At 64.1% G+C, this 19,198-nt stretch carries 19 protein-coding genes; 4 read left to right on the top strand and 15 right to left on the bottom strand.

The annotated features are described in order from the left end of the window. Positions 1-318: 318 nt before the first annotated feature. From HRU92_RS01560 to HRU92_RS01550, 3 genes are all read left to right on the top strand, one after another. Positions 319-2,421, top strand: coding sequence for a S9 family peptidase (locus HRU92_RS01560; protein WP_172122730.1), 2,103 nt, complete (start codon positions 319-321; stop codon positions 2,419-2,421). Positions 2,422-2,493: 72 nt separating this feature from the next. After that, positions 2,494-3,096 carry a superoxide dismutase gene (locus tag HRU92_RS01555; protein WP_172122729.1) on the top strand — a complete coding sequence of 201 codons (603 nt, stop codon included), beginning with the start codon at positions 2,494-2,496 and terminating at the stop codon, positions 3,094-3,096. 183 nt (positions 3,097-3,279) lie between these two features. Further along, positions 3,280-3,834: a response regulator gene (locus HRU92_RS01550; RefSeq protein WP_172122728.1), complete on the top strand. Its 555-nt coding sequence runs from the start codon at positions 3,280-3,282 to the stop codon at positions 3,832-3,834. On the opposite strand, the gene HRU92_RS01545 is transcribed toward HRU92_RS01550, so the two are convergent. From HRU92_RS01545 to HRU92_RS01505, 9 genes are all read right to left on the bottom strand, one after another. Next, on the bottom strand, positions 3,831-4,394 hold the full coding sequence (locus HRU92_RS01545; RefSeq protein ID WP_172122727.1) for a hypothetical protein: 564 nt from the start codon (positions 4,392-4,394) through the stop codon (positions 3,831-3,833). The genes HRU92_RS01550 and HRU92_RS01545 overlap by 4 nt on opposite strands. After that, positions 4,394-5,854, bottom strand: coding sequence for a helicase HerA-like domain-containing protein (locus HRU92_RS01540; protein ID WP_172122726.1), 1,461 nt, complete (start codon positions 5,852-5,854; stop codon positions 4,394-4,396). Before HRU92_RS01540 ends, HRU92_RS01545 begins: the two co-directional genes overlap by 1 nt. 69 nt (positions 5,855-5,923) lie before the next feature. Further along, positions 5,924-6,931: an asparaginase gene (locus HRU92_RS01535; RefSeq protein ID WP_172122725.1), complete on the bottom strand. Its 1,008-nt coding sequence runs from the start codon at positions 6,929-6,931 to the stop codon at positions 5,924-5,926. Between the two features lie 52 nt (positions 6,932-6,983). Continuing rightward, positions 6,984-7,190, bottom strand: a complete 207-nt coding sequence (locus tag HRU92_RS01530) for a hypothetical protein (protein WP_127752343.1) — start codon at positions 7,188-7,190, stop codon at positions 6,984-6,986. 116 nt (positions 7,191-7,306) lie between these two features. After that, the gene (locus tag HRU92_RS01525) at positions 7,307-7,639 is read right to left on the bottom strand and encodes a TfoX/Sxy family protein (RefSeq protein WP_173087454.1); all 333 of its coding nucleotides are present in this window, start codon (positions 7,637-7,639) and stop codon (positions 7,307-7,309) included. A gap of 3 nt (positions 7,640-7,642) precedes the next feature. After that, positions 7,643-8,398, bottom strand: coding sequence for an ABC transporter permease (locus HRU92_RS01520; RefSeq protein ID WP_172122723.1), 756 nt, complete (start codon positions 8,396-8,398; stop codon positions 7,643-7,645). Next, entirely contained in the window at positions 8,395-9,330 is a 936-nt protein-coding gene (locus HRU92_RS01515) for an ABC transporter ATP-binding protein (protein ID WP_172122722.1), read from the bottom strand. Before HRU92_RS01515 ends, HRU92_RS01520 begins: the two co-directional genes overlap by 4 nt. After that, positions 9,327-10,517: an ABC transporter permease gene (locus HRU92_RS01510; protein ID WP_172122721.1), complete on the bottom strand. Its 1,191-nt coding sequence runs from the start codon at positions 10,515-10,517 to the stop codon at positions 9,327-9,329. The genes HRU92_RS01515 and HRU92_RS01510 overlap by 4 nt, the downstream gene beginning before the upstream one ends. A gap of 66 nt (positions 10,518-10,583) precedes the next feature. After that, positions 10,584-11,495: an ABC transporter substrate-binding protein gene (locus HRU92_RS01505; protein WP_172122720.1), complete on the bottom strand. Its 912-nt coding sequence runs from the start codon at positions 11,493-11,495 to the stop codon at positions 10,584-10,586. A 313-nt stretch (positions 11,496-11,808) separates the two neighbouring features. Between HRU92_RS01505 and HRU92_RS01500 the strand changes: the two genes are divergently transcribed. Continuing rightward, positions 11,809-13,080 carry a DUF3422 domain-containing protein gene (locus HRU92_RS01500; protein ID WP_172122719.1) on the top strand — a complete coding sequence of 424 codons (1,272 nt, stop codon included), beginning with the start codon at positions 11,809-11,811 and terminating at the stop codon, positions 13,078-13,080. A 10-nt stretch (positions 13,081-13,090) separates the two neighbouring features. Here HRU92_RS01500 and rhaM read toward each other — a convergent pair whose 3' ends face one another. The 6 genes from rhaM to HRU92_RS01470 all read right to left on the bottom strand — a co-directional run bounded on the left by rhaM (position 13,091) and on the right by HRU92_RS01470 (position 19,044). Then, a complete protein-coding gene (gene rhaM, locus HRU92_RS01495; protein ID WP_172122718.1) occupies positions 13,091-13,414 on the bottom strand; it encodes an L-rhamnose mutarotase in 324 nt (107 codons plus the stop codon). Further along, on the bottom strand, positions 13,411-14,409 hold the full coding sequence (locus HRU92_RS01490) for an ABC transporter permease (RefSeq protein ID WP_172122717.1): 999 nt from the start codon (positions 14,407-14,409) through the stop codon (positions 13,411-13,413). Before HRU92_RS01490 ends, rhaM begins: the two co-directional genes overlap by 4 nt. Before the next feature lie 103 nt (positions 14,410-14,512). Then, a complete protein-coding gene (locus HRU92_RS01485; protein ID WP_172122716.1) occupies positions 14,513-15,487 on the bottom strand; it encodes an ABC transporter permease in 975 nt (324 codons plus the stop codon). Next, positions 15,484-16,992, bottom strand: coding sequence for a sugar ABC transporter ATP-binding protein (locus HRU92_RS01480; RefSeq protein ID WP_172122715.1), 1,509 nt, complete (start codon positions 16,990-16,992; stop codon positions 15,484-15,486). The genes HRU92_RS01485 and HRU92_RS01480 overlap by 4 nt, the downstream gene beginning before the upstream one ends. Positions 16,993-17,204: 212 nt before the next feature. Next, positions 17,205-18,191 carry a rhamnose ABC transporter substrate-binding protein gene (gene rhaS / locus HRU92_RS01475; RefSeq protein WP_127752332.1) on the bottom strand — a complete coding sequence of 329 codons (987 nt, stop codon included), beginning with the start codon at positions 18,189-18,191 and terminating at the stop codon, positions 17,205-17,207. Between the two features lie 46 nt (positions 18,192-18,237). Next, positions 18,238-19,044, bottom strand: coding sequence for a DeoR/GlpR family DNA-binding transcription regulator (locus tag HRU92_RS01470; RefSeq protein WP_172122714.1), 807 nt, complete (start codon positions 19,042-19,044; stop codon positions 18,238-18,240). Positions 19,045-19,198: the final 154 nt, after the last annotated feature.

Below are 19,198 nucleotides of genomic sequence, written 5' to 3'. Positions count from 1 at the left end.
AGCGCACGAGCAGCGGCGCCAGGAGTGCGGCCAGGGCGGGCGCCCCAACTGCCAGATACAAGCTTGCCGGTGTCCAGAACTCCAAGTGTCCGCCCCAGTTGAGTGCCGATTCCGGCGGTTTGTTTGGGCGGCGACCTTAGCGGATGGACTTGCTGGGACAAGTTAAAATCACGGGAGCGTGACAATTGGCCCTGCAGAGTTGCTGCAGCTTTGCCGCTGCGCTCTGGAAATCACCGGGCGGGAGCCCTACCTTGCCTTCATCTCCCTGCGAGGGCAGCCGGCACCTTGGCCGATGCTTTCGCCCCATCTGGAATTTTCATGCCCAAGCTTTCCCCACCTGTCGCCGCCCGCAAGCCCTACTTCACCACGCACCACAATGACCGGCGCGAGGACCCCTATCACTGGCTGCGCGCGCCCAATTGGCAGGAGGTGATGCAGCAGCCCGAAACGCTGGATGGGGAAATCCGCGATTATCTCGAAGCCGAAAACAGCTTTTTCGAGGCCGAGTTCGGCGCCCCGACCGCTGATCTGCAGGAAACGATCTATCGCGAGATCCGCGGCCGCATCAAGGAAGACGACAGCGGCATCCCCTCCCCCGATGGCCCCTTCGCCTATAATTCGCGCATGCTCGAGGGCAAGCAATATCCGCAGGTCGTGCGCACCCCGCGCGATGGCGGGCCCGAAACCGTGCTCCTCGACTGCAATATCGAGGCAGGCGACGGCTATTTTGGCTTTGCCGGGGCCGAGCACGACCCCTCCCACCGCTATCTCGCCTGGGCCGCCGACCGCGCCGGCTCGGAATATTACGACATCGTGGTGCGCGATCTCGACACGGGCACGGACAGCCCGGAAGTGATTGCCGAAACCGCGGGCTCCTATGTCTGGAACAACGACAGCACGGCCATCTTTTATACCGAATACGACGACAATCACCGCCCCTTCCGCGTGCGCGAACATCGCATCGGCACGCCCCAGGAGAGCGATCGCATTGTTTTCGAGGAAAGCGATCCCGGCTTTTTCGTCGGGGTCGGGCGCACCTTGTCCGGCAAGTTCATCGTCGTTGATGCCCATGACCACCAGACCTCTGAAGTCTGGCTGCTCGACGCGAACGGCACGGGCGAACTCCGCTGCGTTGCCCCACGCGTGACCGAGCGCGAATATGACGTCGATGAGCGCGAGGGCGTGCTTTACATCCGCACCAATGCCGATGGCGCGGAAGACTTCAAGATCGTCACCGCCCCCGCCGACAATCCGGGGCCGGAGAACTGGACCGATCTCGTGCCCCACCAGCAGGGCGTGCTGATCCTCGACACCACGGTGATCAAGAACCACCTGCTGCGGCTCGAGCGTTTCGAAGGCCTGCGCCGCATCATCGTGCGCGACCTGCGCACCTCCGCCGAGGACAGCGTCGGGTTCGACGAGGAAGCCTATTCGCTGGGCATGTCAGTGGGCTACGAGTTCGATACCTCGACCTTCCGCCTCACCTATTCCTCGCCCACGACCCCCTCGCGCACCTATGACCTCGATCTCGAGACCGGCGAGCGCACGCTGCTCAAGGAGCAGGAAGTGCCCTCCGGCCACAACCCCGCCGATTACGTGACGCGGCGCCTGTTTGCCACCGCCCCCGATGGCGAGCAGGTCCCGGTCACCGTGCTTTATCGCCAGGGCACCCCACTCGATGGCACAGCCCCTGCCCTGCTCTACGGCTATGGCGCCTATGGCATGTCGATGCCCGCGGCCTTCTCCGTATCCGCCCTCTCGCTCGTTGATCGCGGCTTCATCCATGCCACTGCCCATATCCGGGGCGGCATGGAAAAGGGCTATCGCTGGTATGCCCAGGGCCGGCGCGAGCACAAGACCAATACCTTCACCGATTTCATCGCCGCCGCCGAAATGCTGATCGCGCAAGGCTATACCGCCAAGGGCCGGATCGTCGCGCAAGGCGGCTCGGCCGGCGGCATGCTGATGGGTGCCGTCGCCAATATGCGGCCCGATCTGTGGGGCGGGATCCTCGCCCAGGTGCCGTTCGTGGATGTGCTCAACACCATGCTCGACGACACCCTCCCCCTCACCCCGCCCGAATGGCCCGAATGGGGCAATCCCCTCCTTTCGGCCGAGGATTATCGCCGCATCGCTAGCTACGCGCCCTATGAGCAGGTCGCAGCCCAGGATTATCCGCCGATCTTTGCGCTTGCGGGCCTCACCGATCCGCGCGTCACCTATTGGGAGCCCGCCAAATGGGTCGCCAAATTGCGTGCAACCAAAACCGGCGCAGCGCCGCTTTACCTCAAGACCAATATGGGCGCAGGGCATGGCGGCGCTTCGGGACGGTTCGACCGTATCAAGGAGACCGCCATGTGCTATGCCTTTGCGCTCGATTGCGTAGGGCTGGCGCAATCAACTCAATCAGCGCAGGGCTGATTGCAGCAATGCCGGCAAGCTCTTATAGGCTTGGACCCGGCCCGGACTTATCGATTCAACAGGAGGCTACTCATGGCTTTTGAACTGCCCGAACTGCCCTATTCCAAGGACGCGCTTGGCCCCTATATGTCGGCCGAAACGCTTGAGTTTCACCACGACAAGCACCACCAGGCTTATGTGACCAACGGCAACAAGCTGCTGGAAGGCTCGGGGCTGGAAGGCAAGAGCCTCGAAGAAATCGTGCAGGCGAGCTTTGGCACCAATCAGGGCCTCTTCAACAATGCCGGCCAGCACTATAACCACGTGCATTTCTGGCAGTGGATGAAGCCCAATGGCGGCGGCAACAAACTGCCCGGCGCGCTGCAGGCAGCCATCGACTCCGACCTTGGCGGTTTTGACAAGTTCCGTGCCGATTTCATCAATGCCGGCACCACCCAGTTCGGTTCGGGCTGGGCATGGCTGTCGGTCAAGAACGGCAAGCTCGAAGTCACCAAGACCGCCAATGGCGAGTCCCCGCTCGTGCATGGCGGCAAGCCGATCTTGGGCGTCGATGTGTGGGAGCACTCCTATTACATCGACTATCGCAATGCCCGCCCGAAATATCTCGAAGCCTGGTTCGATAACCTCGTGAACTGGGAACATGTCGAGCAGATGTTCACCGAAGCGCGCGGCTGATCGCTTCCGCTTCCAGCCAATGGGCCCGTCGCTTGATTGCGGCGGGCCTCTTGCTTTGGGCCTCGCCCCGCCCCCAAGCCTTCATCTGTGCTTTCCACAAGAAATGCTGTGGGCGCTGCGGCTTTGCTTCGCCCGACTCAATGTCACCTGCTAACCCTTTGTTTACCATTAGGGGTTGTGTGCGTGTCTTCATCAGGCAAACTTGTCGCTGTTTTTGCAGCCAATGACGCGCTGTCATCCCTGCTGGCGATGGTTCTGGCTGGTGACCTGCGGCTGCGCGTGCGCCAGTTCGATTGCGAAGCCGCGCTCTTTGCTTATATGCGCCTTGCCCCCATTGATGTCTTGATCGTCGATTTCGATCGGGAAGGCCGCCCCGCCTATGAAATGGTGGAAGCGATCCGGCTCGACCTCACCATTCTCTGCCGCGAGGTGCCGGTGATCGCGCTCACCCGTGCCATCACCCCGCCCATGCGCCATCAGGCCATCAGCGCCGGAATTGATGAAGTGGTGATCAAGCCAATGTCGCCCCGCCATCTGCTGCAGCGGGTGCAGGCCCGCCTGCGGGCCGCCGCCGGCACCGGTTATAGCCCCGTGCCTGTCTACCGCGGCCCGGAGCGCCGTAAAAACCTGCCCGGCATCTCGCCCCAGCCGCTTTTTAACCGGCGCGCTTCGGACAATGTGGTGCAGCTGTTTCCCAAGCGAGCGCAGCCCAGCGCGCCCCAGCTCTCGCCGAACTAGCGCTCGCCTACCAACCGGCTCGCCCGCGTCCAGACATCCTCGACCGAATCGGAAAACTGCAGCAGGCGATCATGGCCCTGCAGGCTGTGCGACAGCACATCGGCCGCATAACCGCGCACCACATCAAAGGCCTTGTGCCGGTTGAGCATGACCACGGGCCGCACCAGTCCCTTTTCCTTGGCGGCGGACCAGGTGGTGAAAAGGGCCGAAATCGAAGCCAGCGACCCCGGCAGCGCCACGAAGGCATCGGCAAGCGCCCCGACCCGGGCCGCCCGTTCGCTGCGATCGGCAATGATCTCAAGCGGCACGCCGTCAAGCGCTGGCGGCAGCACAATGGTGTCGTCCCCAATGATCTGCACCCGCCCGCCAGCAGCGCGCGCCGCGGTGATCAGCGGCACCGGCAGTACGCCTTGCTCGGCCAGGCACACGATCGCGGCGCCCCTGCGGGCAAACAGGCTTCCCGCCTGGCTCATGATGCTCGAGCGCTCGGGATCGCCCGGCCCCCGGTCAGACGCGAAAACCGCCAATGTCACTGTGGGGGAAACCGAATCCGCCATCATCACCATCCCCGCTTCAGGCTGCCAAGCACGCCGCGCACCAGCGCACTGCCCAGCCGGTTGGCCACGGTGCGGGCCAGTGAATTCATCGCCGCTTCCGCCGGAGTCTGGCGTGAGGAACGCCGGGGGGCCTGCGTCTCCTTGCGCTCTCGCTCGGCGCCCGCCTCATCTTGGCGGCGCTCGGCCTTGCGCGCCAAAACTTCAAACGCTGAATCCCGGTCGATCACCGCATCATAGAGCCCCCCGACTGGCGAATCGGCAATCACGGCCTGCCGCTCGGCCGGGGTCAGCGGACCGATGCGGCCGCTTGGCGGGCGGATCATGGTGCGCCCAACCATTGAAGGAACGCCCTTTTCGCCTAGCGTCGAGACCAGCGCTTCGCCGGTCCCCAGCTGGGTAATGGCTTCCTCGGTGGAAAAAGCCGGGTTGGCCCGGAAAGTTTCGGCTGCTACGCGCACCGCCTTTTGCTCGCGCGGCGTATAGGCGCGTAGCGCGTGCTGCACCCGGTTGCCCAGTTGCGCCAGCACCGCTTCGGGAATATCGGCAGGGTTCTGGGTCACGAAATACACGCCCACGCCCTTGGAGCGAATGAGCTTGACCACCTGCTCGACCTTGTCGATCAGCGCCTTGGGCGCATCGTCGAACAGCAGATGCGCTTCATCGAAAAAGAATACCAGCCGGGGTTTTTCCGGGTCGCCGACCTCGGGCAGTTCCTCGAACAGCTCCGACAACAGCCAGAGCAGGAAGGTTGAATACAGCCGGGGCGAGCGCATCAGCTCGTCGGCGGCCAGCACCGACACAAAACCGCGCCCGTCGCGGTCGGTGCGCATGAGATCGGCGATCTCGAGCGCCCGTTCGCCGAAAAAGCTTTCCGCCCCCTGCTGTTCCAGCACCAGCAGGTCGCGCTGGATCGCGCCAATGCTGGCCGAGCTCACATTGCCATAGCGCAGCGAGATCTCCTTGCTGCGCTGCCCGAGATCAGTCAGCAACGCCCGCAGATCCTTGAGGTCGAGCAGCAACAGGCCTTCATCATCGGCCACCTTGAAGGCAATGTTGAGCACGCCTTCCTGGGTGTCGTTGAGATCGAGCAAGCGGCTCAGCAGCAGCGGCCCGATCTCCGAAATCGTGGTCCGGACGGGATGGCCCTGCTTGCCGAACAGGTCCCAGAAAATCGTGGGCGAGCCCTCGAATGCCAGTCCCCCAGGCAGCCCGATCTTGTCGGCCCGCTCCATCAGCGCCGGCTTGGCCTCGCCCGCAACGGCGAGCCCCGATAGATCGCCCTTGATGTCGGCGCAGAACACCGGCACCCCGGCGCGCGAAAATCCTTCCGCCAGCACCTGCAGGGTCACCGTCTTGCCGGTGCCGGTCGCCCCGGTGATCAGCCCATGCCGATTGGCATAGCGCAGCGCCAGGGTTTCTGGCTGCGTGCTGGCCCCGAGAAAGATTTGATCACTGTCGCGCATCGGCCTCGCCCTGACTAAGGTGGGTCCTTATAGCGGTGTGCCGGCGGCAGGGACAAGCCGCGCCATGGTTTAAGCCAGGGGACCAGCCGGGCGCAGCCACCCCACCTGAGCACCCCGGACGCTGTTGATCGGCCGGTTGGCAATGGATTGCAGCACTGCCAGCTGGTCGGCCTCGGGATCGGAATAGTTCAGCAGCAGGCCTGCCAGCATGGACTGGGAAGCAGCCATGTTGCCGTCATCGCATTTGAGGGCATAGCCCCAGCCCTTGTCGCGGATCGCGCCGCACTGCACCCCTTCGGCGCCGATCTTTTGCATCACCCGCCCACCAAAGACGGCCATGATGCGCGTATCGGCATGCCCCGTTCCCGCCACCAGCAGCGGGTGTTGCGTGGCCGCGTCAAACAGCTGCCGCGCGCCCGCCGCCATGTCGGCCGGCAGACCCCGCCCCGTCGCCATGACGGCAAAGCCGCGGGCAAAGGCGCGCAAGGGCGCCGCAAAAGTGGGGATGGAACAGCCGTCAGTGCCGCAGCGCTCTTCGCTCAGCGGTTCGCCGATCACCATTTCAATGGCGTCGCGCACCGCGCGCTGCACCGCGTGCTCACGCTCCACATAGCCCTTGGTCGGCAGGCCCATGGCCAGCGCCACGCTCAGCATGCCGCCATGCTTGCCCGAGCAATTATTGTGCAGTGCCGTGGGCTTGAGCCCCGCCTGGCGCAGCGCCTCGCGCGCCGCCGGGTTGGTGGGCGGATGGGCGCCGCATTCCAGGTCATCCACCGACAGCCCCAATCGCTCCAGCAGATGGGCGACGCCTTCCACATGCGGCTCCTCGCCATGGTGGGAAGCGCAGGCCAGCGCCAGCTCCTGAGGGGTGTGATGGAACTCGCCAATGGCGTCGCTGCCAAAGATGGCCAGCGCCTGCATGGATTTAATGGCTGAGCGGGGAAAGATGGGAAAGTCGATATCGCCGGCCGAGGCGATCAGCGCGCCATTGGCATCCACCACGGCAAAGGCGCCACGATGGCGGTTCTCGATCCAGTTGCCGCGGGTGGTTTCGGCAAGAACGGGATTGGCATCCATCGCAAAGCACTCCAACTGACCGCTTCTTGCGAATAGCAGCCAGCCGGAAAAGTCAATGCCAGAGGCCGGGAGGCGCCAGCGGCTGCGTCAGGACCTGCAGCGTTGGCGCTCTCGGCAGCGCCACCGGTTCGCCGGCAAAAGAGCTCGCCTGCACCGGCGTGCTGGCCGCATTGGCCGGCTGAATTACAAAGCCTGCCGCTGCGGTCACGACCAAGCCGCACAGCGTCGCGATCAACACCTTTTCCTGTCGCTTGTTCATGGTGGTTCGGCTTTCAACTGGCTGGACATGAGCACTTTAGCGCAGACCATTGAACTCATGATTAAAACCCCGTTCAGCTGGGGTTCATCTTTGTGTCCGCTCGAAGGCAAAAACCCTCAGTTTTTGGGCGGTAGCGCGCCCACGAAAGTGACCGCCGCATCGAGCAGGCGCCGCCACAATTGCTCGTCGGCACAGGCCCCGATGCCCGCCCGCACCCAGCCCGGCATCGGCTTGCCAGACATCACGACCACAGCAATATCAGGCTCTTGCAGCGCCCAGGCGTCATTGCCCCTGCCCAGCCGCACCATCAGACCTTCGCCGGTGGCCGCACACAACATGTGCCCATCGAGCAGCCAGACCAGCCCGCCAAACATGGCTTTCTCGCTCAACCCCGGCAGCGGTCCGAGATCGTCGAGCACCCGCTGCTCCAATTCGTGATCGCGCGCCATCCTTCACCCCTCCGCCCGGCCCGCCTGCCCCGTCCGCACCATCAGCATCCGCTCGAGCGCCGAAAGCCCATCATAAATCAGCACCGCAAGAACAGCCACGATCAGCCCGCCCTGCAGCACGAAGGCAGTATTACCCGTTAACAGGCCGGCGATGATAACTTCGCCCAGCGTGCGCGCCGCCACGGTCGAGCCGATGGTCGCCGTGGAGAGCGAAATCACCGTCGAGAGCCGAATGCCCGCGAGGATCACCGGCAGCGCCAGCGGCAGCTCGACCTTCATGAGCCGCTGCCATCCCGTCATCCCCATGCCCTTGGCCGCATCGGTCACCGCGGCGGGCAGATTGGTGAGGCCCGTGAGGGTATTTTCGAAGATGGGCAGCAGCGCATACAAAAACAGCGCCAGCAGCGTCGGCGCCGTGCCGAAACTGTTGAGCGCCGGCACCGCCAGCGCCAGCACCGCCACCGGCGGAAAGGTCTGCCCGATATTGGCCAGGGAACGGCAAAGCGGCAGGAACTCGGCCCCGAACGGGCGGGTCACCACGATCGCCAGCCCGGCCGCCGCAATGGTGGCGGCGATGGTGGCCGCCAGCACGATCGCCAAATGGTTGAACGTGATGTCGAGCAGACCGCCCTGGTTGTAGATCGCCGGCTGCCCCGGCTTGGTGAACAGCGCAAAAAACGGGCTGAACAGCTCGGGCTGGATCAAAAACAGCACCAGCACCGCGAGCGCCAGCAGCCGCACCCCATTGCCCACTGTCATTGCGGTCGCGCCGCCAGCCGCGACAGCGCCTCGCGCGTCACCTGCCCCACGATCTGCCCGTCCCGGCGCACCGGCAGCGCCGCCCGCCCCGACCATAGCAATTCGGCCAAAGCATCCCGCAGCGAAGCGCCCGCCTCGATCGGCTCGCCCGTTGCGGTGCCGGGCTCGAGATGATCGCCCACCCGCTCGAGCGACAGCAGGCGGAACGGGCGTTCGCTGGTGCCGATCAGCTCGGCTACAAAGGGGCTCGCGGGACGGGCGATGATCTCGGCGGGCGCGGCGCATTGCAACAGCTGGCCCTTGTCCATCACCGCGATCGTGTCGCCCAGGTGAATGGCTTCTTCCATGTCATGGGTCACGAGCACGATCGTGGTCTTGAACCGCCGCTGGATCGCCAGCAGATCCTCCTGCGCCTTGGCGCGGATCAGGGGATCAAGCGCGCCATAGGGCTCGTCCATCAGCAAGATATTGGGCTCAGCCGCCAGCGCCCGCGCCACCCCGATGCGCTGTTGCTGGCCACCCGACAGTTCATGGGGCAGCCGGTCGCGATATTGGCCGGGATCAAGCTGGAACAGCTCGAGCAGTTCATCGACCCGCGCGTTGCGGCGCGCCTTGTCCCAGCCGAGGAGCTTGGGCACGGTGGCGATGTTCTGCGCCACCGTGCGGTGAGGAAACAGCCCATGCCCCTGGATGGCGTAGCCCATGCGCCGGCGCAGCTGATAGGCCTCGATGCTGCGCGTATCCTCGCCGTCGATGCGGATCGTGCCGGCACTGGGCTCCACCAGCCGGTTGATCATGCGCAGCAGCGTCGTCTTGCCTGAGCCCGACGTGCCCACGATCACGCAGATCGTGCGCGGCGCCACGGTCAGCGTCACCCCATCGACCACCGCGGTGCCATCATAAATCTTGGAAACTTTGTCGATCTCGATCATGCCGGCCGCCCCCGCCCTCCGCTCATCTCGATCAGCGCGTCGAGCACCACTGCCGCGGCAAAGGCCAGCGCCACCGTGGGAATGGCGCCCAGCAGCACCAGGTCCATCGCGGTTTGCCCGATGCCCTGGAACACAAAGACGCCAAAGCCCCCGCCCCCGATCAGCGCGGCGATAGTCGCCAGGCCAATATTTTGCACCAGCACGATGCGAATGCCGGTGAGGATCACCGGAAAGGCCAGCGGAAACTGGATGCCCAACAGTCGTTGCCTTGCCGTCATGCCCATGCCGCGCGCTGCATCCACTGCTGCCGGTGGCACGCCGACCAGCCCCACCACGGTGTTGGAGACAATGGGCAGCAGCGCATAGGCAAAGAGCGCCACCAGCGCCGGCGCCGCACCAATGCCCGAAATCCCCAGCCGCGCCGCCCCCGGCACCGTGGCCGCCACCCAGGCGAGCGGCGCGATCAGGAGGCCAAAAAGGGCAATGGAGGGGACGGTCTGGATGATGTTGAGCACGCCGAGCACACTCGCGCGCAGCGGCTTGACCTTGAAGCACAGGACGCCCAGCGGCACGCCCACGGCAATCGCTGCCGCCACCGACCCAAAGGCCAGCGCCAGATGCGTGCGCCCCTCGTTCCAGAACGCGGCGGCGCGGGTGCTGTATTCCTTGAGCAATGCCAGATCGTTCCAGGCCCCCGACCACAGCCACGCCGCCATCGCCAAGGCCACGCCGGCGAGCACGGCGATGCGCAGCCAGGGCTGGAGCCGCAATCGAGTCAGGCAATCGGCCAGCAGCAGGGCAAAAGCAAACACCAGCAGCCAGAACCCGGCGCCCGGCGACACCCGGGCAAACGTGTTCTCCGGCGGCGTCAGAAACTCCGCCGAGCGCCCGATCATCATCGCCAGTGCCACCAGCGCCAGTGTCGCCGCCCCCAGCTTGATCCGGCGCGGCAGGCGCAGCAATGCCGCGACGATCCCACCCACCAGCACGGCGAGCAGCACCGCGCCCTCGGCGGGCGGCAGGGCCTCGAGAATCCCGCGCGCCTCGCCCGGCACGATGCGATTGGCGCGAAACAGCGCGAACGGCAAAACCGTCCCCGCCGCAGCGATCGCCGCGATGAGAACGCCAAGCTTGTCGAGGCCGAGCCAAATGGGCTGGCGCGCTGGAGCGGCAGTGGCAGTGCTCATGCGGCTCCCTTGCGCCATGGCAGGCCAGAAGTGGGGTGCATGCGCATCCCCACTTCGCGCACGGGCCTAGTTCAGGAACCCGCCCTGCGTCAGGAAGTCGGTGGCTACCGCCGATGCGGCTTCACCGCCCACCTGCACGCGGCCATTGAGCTCCTGCAGCGTTTCGAGCGTCAGCGCTTCAAACACCGGCGTCAGCAGTTCCTCGATCTGCGGATACTCGGTCAGAACTTCCTCGCGGATGATCGGGGCGGGCTGATAAACGGGCTGCACGCCCTTATCGTCTTCCAGCACCACCAGGCCCGAAGGGGCGATCCCCCCATCAGTGCCATAAACCATGGCAGCGTTGACGCCATTGGTCTGCTGGGCTGCCGCCGCGATCGTGGCCGCCGTGTCACCGCCCGAGAGGGTAATCAGCTGGTCAGGCGACAGGGTAAAGCCATAGACTTCCTGGAACTTGGGCAGTGCTGCGGGCGAGTTGACGAATTCGGCCGAAGCGGCGAGCTTGACCTCGCCACTACCAGCCACCCATTCCCCGAACTCGGAGAAGGTCTTGAGGTTATTGGCTTCCGCCAGATCGCCCCGCAGTGCCACCGCCCAGGTATTGTTGGCCGGCGACGGGCTCAGCCAGACGATCTTGTTGGCGTCATAGTCGAGCTTTTTGACCTCGGCATAGGCCTTGGCTGCGTCGTTCCAGAGCGCGGGATCGGTCCCCTCGAAGAAATAGGCGCCATTACCGGTATATTCGGGATAGATGTCGATTTCGCCGGCAATGATGGCTTCGCGCACGATCGGCGTGCCGCCCAGCTGCGTGCGATCTTCCACGGCAATGTCGTTATTCTGCAGCACCTGGAGAATGATGTTCCCCAGCACGCCCCCTTCGGTGTCGATCTTGGAGGACACCACCACCTGCGCCTGGGCGGCGGTGATGGAAACGGCAAGCGCGGCGGCGGCGCTCAGGAGTTTGACGGCAAGACGCATGGCGATTCTCCGTGTGTGCGGGCGCTCGACCCATTCGGGTTAACCTAGCGCGCCTGCGAAAATGAGCTAGGGCGAAATTGGCGGCAAAGGAAACAGCTCGGAAAAACTCGCCCAATATTCCTCGTATCTGGGCAAACCGAGCGCGAGCGAAATCACGGCTCTGCGCCGCGCTTCTAATCCATGATAAGCGCTACCCCCGCCCTCGCGTTCCCGCCTCTTCGACCAAAGTAGCGCGCCCGAACGCCTCATTGCCAAGCGCGGCCGGGTAGCGCCACATGGCCGACCGGCATTCGGGCCGGGCCGGAGCCCTTTTATGGTTCAAACCACCATTGCTGATCACCCCTACCGCGACGCCATCATGGCGGAGGTCCATGCCCGTCCCGTCGAGATCGTGCCCGAGACCTGCCGATTGCGCCGCCTCGTCGTGGTGATGCCGCCCGTGGCCGGCGCCATGCTGGCCGTGTTCGAGCGCTTCGCTGCGTTTTGCGCCGAACAAGACCTCCCGCTGCCCCAGCCCGATACGCGCCAGCACAGCTTTGGCGGCGCCGGACGGCAGGTCACCTGGGAGTTTCACACCGAGTTCGTCACCGTCACCTGGCGCAGCGAGTTGGACGACAACGACAATCGTCCCGATGGGCTTGGCCTTGAGGTTCTGGCCGATGGGCTCCTGATCGGGGCGATGCGGCTCGATGTCATTGCCGAAACCACGATCCCCGACCGCTTGGTGCCCGGGTTCAGTCTGCCCAGCCTGTGCCTCGCCAATGTGGAAGCGGGCAAAGCCCAGATCGCCACCGATTTCGTACCCGATGCGGACCGCTTCACCCGTTTCGAGCTGGCGGCCGGCGGCCTGACGCCGCTGCGCCGCTCCATCATCGTGCGCCGTATTCTCGAGATCGAAACCTATCGAACCATGGCGCTGCTTGGCCTGCCCCTGGCGCGCAGCACCGCGCCCGAATTGCGGCGTATCGAAACCGAACTCACCGCGCTGATGGAAGAGCTTTCCGAGGCGACTACGCCGGCTGCGGTCCAGGCGGCCCTTGATGCCCTCCATGCGCTTTCAGTGCGCTCCAGCCAGATGTCGGAACGCCTCGGCTATCGTTTTGCCGCCGGACACGCCTATGGCGACATTTTGCGCGTGCGGGTGCAGGGCATCCGGGAAACCGGCACCGATCGCGGCTCGACCCTTGGCAGCTATATCGGCAACCGGGTCGATCCGGGTCTCGCCACTTGCGCGGCGATGGAAAAGCGCCTCGCCGTACTGTCGGCCAAGCTCGAACGCGCCATCGGCCTGCTCAATGTGCGCATCGGCGTTGATATGCAGGTGCAAAACGCCGCCGTGCTCGACAACATCGCCCAGACCTCGCGCAGCCAGTTCCTGCTGCAGCGCACCGTGGAAGGGCTCTCGACCATCGCCATCAGCTACTACCTTTTGGGCATCCTGAGCTATCTCCTCGCCGGGCCGCTCGAGGAATTGCACCTGCACAAGACCATGGCGCTCTCGATCGCAGCGCCCTTCGTCGTGCTCGCGGTGTGGCTGATGGCGCGGGCCGTCCGCAAAGCCCACGCGCCCGCGTCCCTCCACTAGGGGCGCGCGGCTACTCCATCCAGAACATGGGCTTGAGGTCGACCGAAACCGGCTCGTTCCGTTCATTGGTGGCCATGACATCGGCCATATGGGCCCACCAGCGCTGCATCACCGGATGGTTGGGCAGCGCGTCCATGGTGTGATCCTTGCGCCGCCACAGCACGCCAAAGAGGATATTGGTTTCCTCATCGAGATGGATGGAATAATCGCGCACCCCCGCTTGCTTGAGCAGTTCAATCAGTTCGGGAAATATCTCGTCATGGCGCTTCTTGTATTCGGCAGCCATGCCGGGATTGAGCTGCATCTTGAAGGCGTGTTTTTCCCAGTCGCTCATTGGCTGCGCGTTCTCCACAGGCGGAACAGGATGGGCAGCGCGATCACCACGATCAGCAGCGTGCCGATAAAGATCGACATGACGATGCCCGGAACATTGAGCAGCCCAAGCCCGAATGTCACCAGCCCCATGATCACGGCGGCCAGTACGACACCAATAATCGAGCCGCCGCCGCCCAGGATATTGACCCCGCCCAGCACCACCATGGTGATGGCCTCGAGCTCGAAGCCTTCGGCAATGGACGGCCGGGTGGAGCCCAGCCGCGCCGTCAGCAGCACGGCGGCAATGCCGCTCATCAGCCCGGTCAGGCAAAACAGCACGAACTTGATGCGATCCACCCGCACGCCGGTAAAGCGCGCCGCCACGGCATTGTTGCCGATGGCATAGATCTGGCGGCCAAACGTGGTGCGGTGCAGCATGAACCAGAAGATCACTGCCGCCACAACAAACAGCACCAGTTCAAACGAGATCACCCACCACACATAGCCCTGCCCGAAAAAGCTGAAGCTGGCCGGGTAACCCTTGAAGCTGCCATCGCCCAGGATGATGAAGGCGATGCCCCGGAACAGGCTCATCGTACCAATGGTAACGACGATCGAGGGCAGCTTGAGCCCGGTCACCAGCGCCCCATTGAAGGCGCCGCACAAAAGCCCCACCCCAACCCCGATCGCGACCAGCCCGGGCGTATCCACGCCCCATTGCAGCGCCAGGCCCATCAGCGTCGAGGCCAGGGCAATGATCGCCGCTACCGACAGATCGATCTCGCCCGAAATGATCAGCAGCGCCATGGCGAGCGCAATCAGCGCCTTTTCGGTGAAGTTGAAGGTCAGGTCCGACAGCGACCATTCATTGAGGAAGTAAGGGGAAGCCAATGAATTGGCGATGAAAATTCCCACCGCCACCAGCACCAGCAGCGATTCCCAGCTCAGCAGTGCCGAGCGCAGGGGATGATCAAGCCGATCCGGCAATTGGCGGGTTGTTACGGTGTCGGTCATCTCATAGCTTCCGATAGTTGCAGATCCAGCGACCCACTGCACCACCCCCCATCCCGACCCTCCCCCAGGGGGGAGGGAGCGCCAGAACCCGGCATGGAAGCCATCACGCCTCCGCCTTTCGCAAGATCACCCGCCCTGCCGAGCGCTCTCCCCGGGCATTGAGCACCACCGCCAACAGGATCGCGGCCCCGGAAATCGCCATCTGCCAGAACGGGGAAATATTGATCACCGGCAGCGCATTGTTGATCACGCCCAAGAACAACGCCCCCAGCAACGTGCCGCCCACGGTGCCGATGCCACCGGCAATCGAGACCCCGCCGATCACGCATGCGGCGATGATGGTCAGCTCATAGCCGCTCGCGACCTCGGTCGAGGCGATCACATAGCGCGACACCCAAAGATAACCGCACAGCCCGGCGATCGCGCCGGCAATGGTGAAGGCGAGGAACTTGGTGCGCCCCACATCGATCCCGGTATAAACCGCCGCGGTCGGATTGACCCCGATGGCATAGATTGCGCGCCCGAGCGGGGTGCGCGTCATCAGCACGTAAAACAGCGCCGCCACCGCAATGGCAATCCAGCTCAGCACCGGCAGTCCCAGCACTACGGCGCGCTGCAGATTGATGAAATCGGGGCTCATCTGGGCAGCATTGACCCAGGCCCCGCCCGAAAGCACGAACACCAGCCCGCGAAAGATCGTCAGCGTCCCCAGGGTCACGACGATGGAGGGGATGTTGAGCTTCCACACCAAAAGCCCGTTCACCCCGCCCAAAACTGCACCCACAAGAAGGCACATCGCCATCACCGCGGGGATCGGCACCCCCGGAAACGCGGCATTGAACATGGCCGCGATCATGCCGGTCAGCGCCAAATTGGCGGCCTGCGACAGGTCGATGGAGCGGGTCAGGATCACCGCCATCTGCCCGAGCGCCAGCATGATCAGGATGGAGGTGTCGTTGAAGATGGTCAGCAGATTGCCCGGCTGGGCAAAGCGAGGAAAGCGCAGCGTCACCAGCACAATCACCAGCACAATCGCTCCGGCCAGCCAGATTTCGCGCTGCTTGGCCAAGGCCTTCATGCCGCCGCCTCCTCTGGCGCGATCCCCGCCGCAAGGCGCACCAGGGTTTCGGGCTGCAGCCCCTTGTTGTCGAGCACGGCCACTACCCGCCCTTCGCGCATCACCACAATGCGGTCGCTCATCCCCAGCACCTCAGGCAGCTCGGACGACACCATGATCACGCTCAGCCCTCCGCTCACCAGCTCGCCCATGAAGCCATGCACCGCCGCCTTGGAGCCGATATCGATGCCTTTGGTGGGCTCGTCGAGAATGATCACCCGCGGCCCGGTCGCGAGCCATTTGGCGATCACCACCTTTTGCTGGTTGCCGCCCGAAAGGGTCGACACATCCTGGCTGAGCGAGGAGGCGCGCAGATCGAGCCGCCCGGTGAACGAGCGCGCCAGCGCAAATTCTTGTGCCAGCTGCAGCACATGGCTCTTGCTCGTGCGGCGCAGCGAGGGCAGTGACACATTCTGGAAAATGGGCAGGTTGGTGATCACCCCCTGCCGCCCGCGTTCCTCGGGCACATAAACAATACCCGCTTCCACCGCATCGGCGGCCGAGCGCGGGTTGATCGGCTTGCCGTCGAGGCTCAGCGTACCGCCCGACAGCGCCGTCATGCCGAACACCGCCTGCATCACCTCGCTGCGCCCCGCCCCCACGAGGCCATAAAAGCCGAGGATTTCGCCGCGGCGCAGGCTGAACGACACATCCTCGAACTCGGTGGGGTGCGACAGCCCCCTCGCCTCGAGCACCACCTCGCCGATCTCGGGCGTGCGGGCGGGAAAGATCTGGTCCACCGCCCGCCCCACCATCATCTGCACGATCTGGTTCTGGCTGGTGTCGCGGATCAGCCCCTTGCCCACCATTTCGCCATCGCGGAACACGGTGAAGCGGTCGGCAATGCGATAGATCTCGTCGAATTTGTGGGAGATGAAGAGGATCGCCTTGCCGTCTTCCTTGAGCAGCTCGATGAGCACATAAAGCTCCTCGATCTCCTTTTGGCTGAGCGCGGCGGTGGGTTCATCCATGATCACCACCTGCGCGTCGATCGACAGCGCGCGTGCCACTGCCACTAGGTGCTTTTTAGCGATCCCCAGTTCCTTGAGCTTGAGATCGGGTTCGATCCCGGCCGCCATGGCATCGAGCGTTGCCTTGGCCTCACTGCGCATGGTGCGCCAGTCGATCAGCCCCAGCCGCGTGCGCGGCGCATGGCCCAGATAAATATTTTCGGCCACGGTCAGCTCGTCGAACAACACCGTTTCCTGGTGGATCGCCGTCACCCCCGCCGCAAAGGCGGCATGGGCCGTCGGCAGCACCACGGGCTTGCCCGCAATGGCAATTTCCCCCGCATCGGGCTGGTAGATCCCGGTCAGGATCTTGACCAAGGTGGATTTGCCGGCCCCGTTCTCGCCGATCAGCGCCGTCACCTCGCCCGGATAAAGCTCCAGCGCCACGCCATTGAGCGCCCGCACGCCGGGGAAGCTCTTGCCGATGCCAGAAAGGGTCAGGATGGGCTGCGTCATCTACGTTCCCGATGGTGGCGCCGGGGGTACCCGCCATGCGCGGAACCACCGGCTTTGTGCTTCCCTCCCCGTTGAGGGGAGGGATCGAGGGAGGGGTTCGGCTGGTGATCACTGAAGAACCCCCACCCCGGCCCTCCCCTCAAGGGGGGACGGAGGGCAGACTGCAGCCACCCTGCCCTTGACGGGGTGCTATCGCCGTGCGCGCACGGAGCTCAATAGATCTTGGAGAACTCTTCGATATTGGTCTTGTCGAACTGGAACGGCACCGCCATCGCCGCCGCGTTGGTGTCGTCGAGCGTGACTTCCCCGACCCGGCCGATGGAGAATGTTTCGCCCGGCGCCGCTTCCTTGCCATCGATCAGCTGGTCGGCCAGCATCACCGCCGAATAGCCCAGATCGATGGGGTTCCACAGCGCCACGGCCTGGGACGCGCCATTGTCGATGAACTGCTTGAATTCGGAGGGCAGCGCGAGGCCCGTCACATTGATCTTGCCGATCAGGTTCTGGTCGGTCACCACCTGGGCCGCCGCGACAACACCCACCGTAGTGGGGGCAATAATGGCCTTGAGGTCGGGATGGGCGGCGATCAGGCCCTTGGCTTCCTCGGTGGATTTGACCGAGTCATCATCGCCGTAAACCGTCGCGACGAGATTGATATTGGGGAATTTCTCGGGCAGTGCCGCCTTGGCCGCCTCGATCCAGGCATTCTGGTTGGTGGCGGTGGATGCGGCCGACAAGATCGCTACATCGCCGCCCTCGGGCAGGTGATCGGCGGCCAGCTTGATGATGGTTTCCCCGATCAGCGCGGTGTCGGACGGGTTGAGGTGGATCTGGCGGCCTTCCTCGGCAACGCCTGAGTCAAAGCTCACCACCTTGATGCCGCGCTGCATGGCGCGCTGCAGTGCCGGCACCAACGCATCTGGGTCATTGGCCGAAATGGCGATGGCATCGACCTGCTGGGCAATCAGCGAATTGACCACTTCGATCTGCGCTTCGGCCGTGGCGGCGGTTGGGCCGGTATAGATCACCTCGACATCGCCCAGTTCGGCGGCCGCTTCCTGCGCGCCCTTGTTGGCGGCATCGAAAAAGCCGTTGCCGAGCGATTTGACCACCAGCGCAATGCGCGTCTGGGCATAGGCTGGTGCGGCGAGCAGCACGGCGACAGCCGTGGATGCGGCCAGGATCTTGATCAGTTTCATGCGGTATTCCCTCCCTGGAATGCTTTGATATCAGCTAGTTGTTGGCTCAGGCCCTGCTGGATTGCGCTTGGACCTGAGTAGTTGTTTCGGCCACGATCAACCGCACGCCGGCTGTTTCGAGCATCTGGCGGTCTTCGTCACGGATGCCGCTGTCGGTGATCACCGCGGCGATCTTGTTGAGTTCACACAGGATCAGGCTCGAGCGGCCCGAAAACTTCGATGAATCGGCGAGCACGATCAGCTCCTCGGCCTGCCCGATCAGCGCCAGTTCGGATTGCACGACCATCGGGTCGGCTTCCATCAGCCCGTGCTCGCCAATTCCCTGGCAGCCGATAAACATGCGCTTGGCGTAGAAATGCGAGGCCACCACCCCACCAAAGGGCGACAGGATCACGTTTTGATCGCGATAGATGGTGCCGCCCGGAATTACCACGCTGTTGCGCGAATTGTGGATCAGGTGCTCGGCAATGGCGAAGCTGTTGGTGAACACGGTCAGCCGCTTGCCCGTCAGATGATGCACCATCTGATAGGTCGTGGTGCCTCCATTGATGATGATCGGCTCGCCGTCGCGGCAAAGCTGGGCTGCTGCCCGGGCGATTGCCTGCTTTTGCGCGATATTGAGCGTTTCATTGACAGAGAAGGGTCGCCCTATCAGCGCGCCTTCCTCGGGCGGGTTGACCGCTTCCGCGCCACCCCGCACCCGCCGCAACTGCCCGCTCAGATGGAGCGCCGCAATGTCCCGGCGGATCGTGGCTTCCGAAGCGCCGGTGACGTCGCAGAGTTCAGCCACGCTCACGAAGGAACGCGTCCGCAGCGCAGCCCCGATGACTCTATGGCGCTCTGTTTCATGCACGGCAGCACTCCTCCCGTCAGCATTCCTTGCGCGCTTTTCAATCAGTGTCAATCATTGACCCACCTGAATTACTCATCATTGCGCAGTTCTGCTTGCTGCTGATCGTTTGTGATTGACAGCGCATTTCAATCATGGCCAGTTCGGCAGGAGTTTT

It is taken from the genome of Devosia sp. 1635, assembly GCF_013185955.1.
In the GTDB taxonomy this organism is placed as follows: Bacteria; Pseudomonadota; Alphaproteobacteria; order Rhizobiales; family Devosiaceae; genus Devosia.
Note: the sequence above shows the minus strand (reverse complement) of the source record. Positions and strands in the feature narration are given on the sequence as shown.